This window comes from Desulfamplus magnetovallimortis (assembly GCF_900170035.1).
In the GTDB taxonomy this organism is placed as follows: Bacteria; Desulfobacterota; Desulfobacteria; order Desulfobacterales; family Desulfobacteraceae; genus Desulfamplus; species Desulfamplus magnetovallimortis.
This window is the reverse complement of record NZ_LT828546.1, coordinates 1-5,456: the sequence shown is the minus strand read 5'-3', so window position 1 is coordinate 5,456 and position 5,456 is coordinate 1. Positions and strand designations below refer to the sequence as shown.

The window sequence follows — 5,456 nt, the reverse complement described above, 5'->3', positions numbered from 1 at the left end:
TTTACCGTGGAAATGGATACAATTTTCCATATTCGGGGGTGACTGGATGTCAGCCATGACCGTTTACTGCCACTGCAAGCAAGATAGCAGGAGGATCTCATTTATTTGATTTAACATGCATCCATTTGTCCTCAATCTTTTCATGCATTGTTTCAAGCTCTTCAACACTCATCTCTTTTAATTCATCACTTGAAGGTACAGAAAGTCCCAGGATCTCATGGAAAAGACGAATTTTACCTATAATTTCACCTTTATCAATACCAAGTTTTTCACCTTCTTCCCTGCCTTGAAGTCTTGCTGATTCAATACCTGAATAATAATCCCTTTTCCACTTCATATGTGCTTCATAGGCATCAATAAGTGCTTCATCACGGGTGAATGCCTCATATTTTTCATGGGCTTTGCTTATCTGTGGATTTTCTTTAAGCAATATTTTCATGGCTTCGTCTCCTTCTGTTTTACCTTCATTTTTCAAATAATAGAGCCATTGTTCTAACTGCTTTTCCTTATTATAATTTCCAAGACCTGGAAGTTCAAGAAAATGCATTACAAGATGATCTGTCAGGTAAAGTTCAGGATCCCTGCATTCCCTCAACATAAAACAGAGATGATATCTGTCTGTCTCCTTGAAAAGCTCAAAGTCAAGTATATTTATGCAGATAACAGGATAAAGTTTATTGTACCACTGACCTTCTTCAAGTTGAGATGAGTATAGTTTTGACCAATAATATAGACTTCTGTTTTTAAATATATTGTTACCAGATGTCTGCACTTCTATATTATATATTTCCTTTGTTTCAGATACTGCCTTGATATCAAGAATTGACTCCTTGTCAAATACAAGCTCTTTTATATTAAAGGGATTTTTAAGCTCTACTTTCTCTATCAGAGGAAAATTCATATTTGCTTGAACTGCATTTATGAAATCAAGTAAAAGACCTTTGTGCTCTTCTTTGCCAAATAAGTATTTTATGAAAATGTCTGATGTTGGGTTCACATATGTCATTGTTTTAACCTTTTTTACTCTGATATTTTAACCGGACTATTCACGGAGAAAGTTAAATATGGTTTCCGGAAGGATATTTATGATATCTGAAGCTGTAAACCCAAATGCTCCCCTTCTTTTTGCAAGTCTGTCTCCGCACAGCCCATGTATATAAACCCCTGCCACAGATGCATTTTTAGCGGAAAAGCCCTGGGCCAGAAATCCTGCAATCATGCCTGTTAGAGTGTCACCCATTCCCCCTGATGCCATGCCAGGATTGCCGGTGGGGCAAAGATATATGCTTTTATCAGGCATGGCAATAACTGTTCCTGCACCTTTCAGCACAACAATGACATGAAATTCATCTGCAAAACTCTTTGCTGATCCCAGTCTGTCAGCCTGTATTTCAGAGGATGTCTTGCCTGTCAACCTTGCCATTTCTCCTGGGTGAGGAGTAAGTATAGCCGGGATTTTGCGTTTTTTGAGGAGAGTGAGGGTATTAAAATCGTCAGTGGCAATGGCATTAAGTCCGTCAGCATCAATTATAAGGGGAATATCATTTATGATGGGCTCTGTTATTATTGATTTTACAAGTTGTATGGTATCAGAGTTGAGCCCAAGGCCAGGGCCAATTGCAAGGGCTGTTTTGGCTTTTTCATTGCCATTGCCTTTTGCATGTAAAATAATTTTTTCCAGGGCTGATGCTGCAAGTGAACCTTTGAATTCCGAGCTGTCAGGAAGTGGCAGTGTCATGGTTTCTGTCACCTGGGGCTCCATGGTGCTGTTGATGCTTTCCGGAATGCCAAGGGTTACAAGCCCTGCTCCGCATGCCATTGCGCTGTTGCATGCAAGGGCTGCCGCACCTGTCTTGCCGGCAGAGCCTGCAATCACAAAAAGGTGGCCAAAGGTTCCCTTGTGGGCATCATATGGACGGGGCGGAAACAGAGGGCGTATCATATCCTTGTCGATCAGATGGGTTGAAATGGACTCTTTTTCTGCCATAAAGGCGGGAATACCGATATCTATAACATTTAATCTGCCGCTCAACTCTTTTCCGGGATGGAGCATATGGCCGATTTTTGCAAAGGCAAAGGTGGCTGTAAATGATGCCTTTATGCAGCTTCCCATGGGTTTTCCTGTGTCGGCATTGAGGCCTGATGGAATGTCAATGCTGAAAACAGGCTTTCCAAGATTATTTACGGTGTCGATCACTTCCTTGTAAACCCCTCTTACGTTACTATTAAGGCCTGTACCCAGTATGCCGTCAATGAACAGATCGTGGTGAACAATTCGGTTTTTTAGCTGATTAAATGATTCAATATCAGGAATTTCGTTGACTTTTTGTGAAGGCAGCTTATGCAAGGTATCGCTCTCCCTCATCTTGTTGCCTTTATGTGTCAGGGTATCTTTTTCTGTGGTATTTGCACTTTTCTCTTCTTTTGTGGCGTTAGCAATTTTGTCAAGAAGTTCAAGGTTATGCCTGGCATCTCCTGAAATCCGGCCTCTTTCACCAAGTATAAATGTTGTGGTATTTATCCCTTTGTTCATAAGATATCTGGCAATTACAAATCCGTCCCCACCGTTGTTACCACGGCCTGCAAGAATGCACACCCGCCACTTGTGAATTTCAGGGAAGTGCTCCATCATCATGTCAAAGGCTCCCCTGCCAGCATTTTCCATTAAAACCTGTCCTGAAATGCCAAAGGATTCAATGGTTTTCCTGTCAATGTTTTGCATCTGGCCTGCGGTTACAAGGTACATGGTTTTTTCTTCTCCTAATTGTCTTCATCAACTCAATTTTTAAAACTGCTTATGATTGATTTCATCGGTTTTTTGTTTTAAAATCTTCTTTGTATTGATATTTTTCGAGAATATCAATATTCAGTAAGTTGTCAAGTTTTGACAATTTTTTGGCATTTGTCTGAAACAGGATAAAAACTCAAAATCGACATCTTATTGCTTTTGCATAAGTTATTGCAGTTGTCTGAATCAGGATAACCAGGATGGATAGGATGCTCAGGATAGATAATCCTGCCTTATCTTTGTTAATCTTGGGAATCCTGATTCAGAAAACATTACAGGCAGGAGACTGACTCAGACAAGATCAAAGGTATGTTAATTTATAACTTTAGTTTACTGAAAAACAGGAGTAAAGCTATGTACTCGATGTTCAAGTTTTTAATTCTTGATTTTCTTAAATTACTAAATGACAGGCGTTTCGATAAATTGCTGACAAATTTTTAAGGCAGTGAGCAAAGTCAACAATATATCGTAAACCTTGAAAAATGGTGATTTTTAAAGGTCAACATAAAAAAACTTGAACATCGAGTATGTATAGAATAAATACAACTATTTTGATTGGTCTTATATTAATGATCTCATCAGGATGCGTGACCACAGCGCCTGTGCCCAAAAGCGATGATGTGGGTGTGCTTGTGGGAAAGTTTGAATTTGTCCTTGCAAATACCGCATACGGTTTTATTCAGGGAAGCTACAGAAAAGGTGATCTTACCATAAAACATTTTTCCACAGGCAGGACCTATACCACTTCACTTCATGATGGGTATTACTGTTTTTTTAACGTTCCTTCCGGGCAATACTCTTATGTTGAATATCGATTGACCCAGGGTAGCTCCTTGATTGCCCGACAGATAGGGGGGGAGACATTCCAAGTCGCTTCCGGTCGTTTGACATTTGTGGATGATATGACATTGACGGCAGAGGAGGCATCGGTCAGAAAAATCGGAGTGAAGGAGTATAATCCTTATAATCCTGTTACTATGGATAATATTTCGGCAGAGGAAGATGCGTCATCCGGTAATATCAGGTGGGTAAGAATAGATACAAAGGAAAAAAATATTTCTGAACTGACAGGTTTTTTTAAGATAATGGACAGCAAAAAACAGTGGCGGGGATTTCTGACCCAGGATAAAAAAAATATTGCCTTTCAGGATAATCAGTCAGAGCATTTCAATACGTATCAAAAATCAAAAGCTTATGTGGTCGGTTCCGGGCAGGCGGAGAAAAACAATGCTGCCTACAGTGCGCCAACCCGGTATCAGCGTATTCGTGATGAGGCTAAATTAATGGCACAGCAGGCTCATAACCCATTGCAAAAGCCTCTGTCATCTGATGCCAAAACATTGCCTATACCTCAAAAAGTTGCACCTGCTCCTATACCCCAGGCAGTTGCACCTGTTCCTGCACCTAAGAAAGCTGCATCTGCTCCTATACCCCAGGCAGTTGCACCTGCTGTGAAATCTGTATCAAAGCCTCGGCCGGTGATGGAACCGGAATTGCCGGTGAAACCCAAGATTGCACCAAATACAAGCGTCGGTTGTAGCTGTCTCCAAGAGTACTCCTCCACCCCAGGCAGTGGCTTCTGTCGCAAAACCTGCTCCTTTGCCTGAGCCTTTGAAACAATCGGAGCCTGTAAAAACACCAGAGCCTATAAAAACATCAGAGCCTATAAAAACATCAGAGCCTGTAAAAACAATAGAGCCGGCGGTACAGTCCAAGTCAGTACCGGAAAAGCAGAATGAAGTTGCACCTTTACCATTGCCACCTGTAAAAAACAGTGAAGTAAAATGGGCTGTAATTATAGGAATTTCTGACTATAAGGACAGCAGGGTACCCTCTTTGAGATATGCGGCTGCTGATGCCAGAGCTTTTTATGATTGGCTTGTATCTCCGGAAGGCGGCAGATATACCCCAAGTAATATAAAGCTGCTTCTTAACAGTGATGCCACAGTAGAAAATATCCGTCATGCTCTCTTTGAGTGGCTCAACAGCCCCCTTAAGGAGGATATGGTGACCATCTATTTTGCAGGGCAGAGCTCCCCTGCAACCCCACTGGATCAGGAAAATCTTTATCTTTTGCCCTATGATGTCAAGTATGACAGTATTGTCTCAACTGCATTTCCCATGTGGGATATTTACACTGCTTTAAAACGGTTTATCAAATCAGATAAAGTGGTTGTAATAACAGATGCCTGTCACAGCGGCGGAGTTGGTGAATCCTTTGATGTGGCAAGGCGTTCAGGAATGAATTTTGACAGGAATCCTGTTACGGACGAACTACACAGCCTTTCCGGTGTCAAGGAGGGTATATGTGTTGTAACAGCATCTGGTAACCGTCAGTATTCCCTTGAAAGCAGCCAATGGGGTGGCGGTCATGGTGTTTTTACATGGTATATACTTCAGGGGTTGAAAGGAGAAGCTGATTTTAATGGTAATAAAATGGTCAATATGGGAGAATTAACCACCTATGTCTCGGAGTATGTGAGAAAAGATACCAAACATGTCCAGACACCTACTGTTTCAGGCAGGTATGATCCTGCCATGACCATAGGGAAATAAGGCTTCAAATTCAGAGACTTTTAAGAATAGGAGGGATAATACATCGATTTATTAATAATTTCAGGATGAAAAGTAAAACCAAGATTATATCATGCATTGCATCATTGTTTTT

General features: G+C 41.0%; 4 protein-coding genes. 2 read left to right on the top strand and 2 right to left on the bottom strand.

All coding sequences use genetic code 11. From position 1 onward, the window contains the following. Window positions 1–97: 97 nt before the first annotated feature. A complete protein-coding gene (locus tag MTBBW1_RS12920; RefSeq protein ID WP_080804204.1) occupies window positions 98–1,006 on the bottom strand; it encodes an Rpn family recombination-promoting nuclease/putative transposase in 909 nt (302 codons plus the stop codon). Between the two features lie 36 nt (window positions 1,007–1,042). Next, a complete protein-coding gene (locus tag MTBBW1_RS12915; RefSeq protein WP_080804203.1) occupies window positions 1,043–2,746 on the bottom strand; it encodes an NAD(P)H-hydrate dehydratase in 1,704 nt (567 codons plus the stop codon). Between the two features lie 629 nt (window positions 2,747–3,375). Between MTBBW1_RS12915 and MTBBW1_RS12910 the strand changes: the two genes are divergently transcribed. After that, window positions 3,376–4,395: a hypothetical protein gene (locus tag MTBBW1_RS12910; protein ID WP_186441261.1), complete on the top strand. Its 1,020-nt coding sequence runs from the start codon at window positions 3,376–3,378 to the stop codon at window positions 4,393–4,395. Then, the gene (locus MTBBW1_RS12905; RefSeq protein ID WP_080804201.1) at window positions 4,301–5,344 is read left to right on the top strand and encodes a caspase family protein; all 1,044 of its coding nucleotides are present in this window, start codon (window positions 4,301–4,303) and stop codon (window positions 5,342–5,344) included. The genes MTBBW1_RS12910 and MTBBW1_RS12905 overlap by 95 nt, the downstream gene beginning before the upstream one ends. The last annotated feature ends 112 nt before the right edge of the window (window positions 5,345–5,456 follow it).